1 protein-coding gene is annotated in these 1,150 nt (G+C 58.3%); it reads left to right on the top strand.

Annotation, left to right across the window (positions count from 1 at the left end):
• Window positions 1-89: 89 nt before the first annotated feature.
• Window positions 90-1,133, top strand: a complete 1,044-nt coding sequence (locus tag PQR42_RS45525) for an IS110 family RNA-guided transposase (RefSeq protein WP_408260621.1) — start codon at window positions 90-92, stop codon at window positions 1,131-1,133.
• Window positions 1,134-1,150 lie beyond the last annotated feature (17 nt).

Here is a 1,150-nt window from a genome sequence, read left to right as displayed (position 1 = left end):
TCTGATGTGATGGACGACTCCCGCCCTTCGGGGCTCGGCATATGCCAAAGTGGAGAAGTCGTGACTTCCACGGCAAAGGAGCGTTCATCATGAAGATAGCCACTGTCGGACTGGACCTTGCAAAGACTCTATTCCAGGTTCATGGAGTGGATTCGCAGGGACATATTGTCGTACGCAGGCAACTGCGCCGCGCTGACGTGCTGGCGTTTTTCGCGAAGCTTGAGCCGTGCGTGGTCGGCATGGAGGCCTGCGGGTCGTCGCACTATTGGGGGCGGGAACTCACGAAGCTCGGACACACGGTGTGCCTGATTGCCCCGCAGTTCGTTCGACCTTACGTAAAGAGCAACAAGACCGATGCGGCCGATGCTGAGGCAATCTGTGAGGCGGTAAATCGACCGCACATGCGCTTTGTGCCGATCAAGACGCAGGCGCAACAGACGATGCTTTCACTGCACCGGGCACGCGCCGGGCTGGTTAAATCCCGTACGGCATTGGCCAATCAGATTCGCGGGTTGCTCAGCGAGTTCGGTATTGTTCTGCCGCAAGGCATCCGGCTGCTCGGACAAAGGGTCATCGAAGCCGTTTCTAATCGCGAGCATGAGCTTTGTGAACAGTTCCGGACCTTGATCCAGTTACTTGTGGAGCACTTACGCGAACTGGGCAACAAGGCAGCTGAACTGGAGGGACGCATCCGCGCGATGCATCGTACGGATGAGGCCGGGCAACTTCTCGAAACAATACCCGGAGTCGGGCCGCTCACCGCTTCCGCGCTGGCAGCCTCAATCGGCAACCCCCGAGCCTTTCGGGACGGCCGCGAACTCGCTGCATGGCTGGGTCTGGTCCCGCGGCAGCACTCCTCGGGTGGCAAGCCACGTTTGCTGGGCATCAGCAAGCGTGGTGATACAGCACTACGAACACTTCTGATTCACGGCGCTCGCGCTGTTATTCGTATGGCAGCCAATAAGCCTGAAATGAACGATTCGTGGGTCATGAAACTATGTCGACGCCGGCACAAAAACATCGCTGCCGTCGCGCTTGCAGCAAAGAACGCCCGAACGGCGTGGGCCTTGCTAATACGCAAGCAGGTCTACCAGGTTAGCCATGTTCCCGTGCGAACTGACGTGACGGTTTAACAGGCCCAGGTTCTAAG

The organism is Paraburkholderia sediminicola (assembly GCF_046027355.1).
Classification (GTDB): domain Bacteria; phylum Pseudomonadota; class Gammaproteobacteria; order Burkholderiales; family Burkholderiaceae; genus Paraburkholderia; species Paraburkholderia sediminicola_B.
Note: the sequence above shows the minus strand (reverse complement) of the source record. Positions and strands in the feature narration are given on the sequence as shown.

Coding starts and splice junctions, on each gene's coding strand:
- PQR42_RS45525 (WP_408260621.1), top strand. CDS start 90: ATGAAGATAGCCACTGTCGGACTGGACCTTGCAAAGACTCTATTCCAG.